Source organism: Pseudoflavonifractor phocaeensis (assembly GCF_016901955.1).
Classification (GTDB): Bacteria; Bacillota; Clostridia; order Oscillospirales; family Oscillospiraceae; genus Flavonifractor; species Flavonifractor phocaeensis_A.
Window position 1 is genome coordinate 1 of the sequence record NZ_JACJLC010000252.1, and the last position, 316, is coordinate 316.

General features: G+C 59.2%; 1 protein-coding gene. It reads left to right on the forward strand.

Annotation, left to right across the window (positions count from 1 at the left end):
- Positions 1-189, forward strand: a 189-nt coding sequence (locus H6B51_RS17425; protein WP_204884836.1) for a zinc ribbon domain-containing protein, incomplete at its 5' end; no start/stop codon positions are given.
- Between the last annotated feature and the right edge of the window lie 127 nt (positions 190-316).

Below are 316 nucleotides of genomic sequence, written 5' to 3' on the forward strand. Positions count from 1 at the left end.
AAACAGGTAGTCACGGTAGACCGCTTCTTTCCGTCCTCCCAACTGTGCTCCGTTTGTGGCGCTCAGTGGTCCGGCACAAAGGATTTGTCCGTCCGGGAGTGGACTTGCCCCTCCTGTGGCGCTGCCCATAATCGGGACATCAACGCCGCAAAGAACATTCTGAATGAAGGACTGCGCCTCTTGGCGTAGCAGAAACATACGGTAGGGCGGGACACGCCCGAACCCATACGCTCGGGGACACTGTGTAAGACCTCGCCGATGCAGGCTGTGGTGGGCGAACCGAGAATCCCCCGGCTTTAGCCGTGGGGAGTGTCAA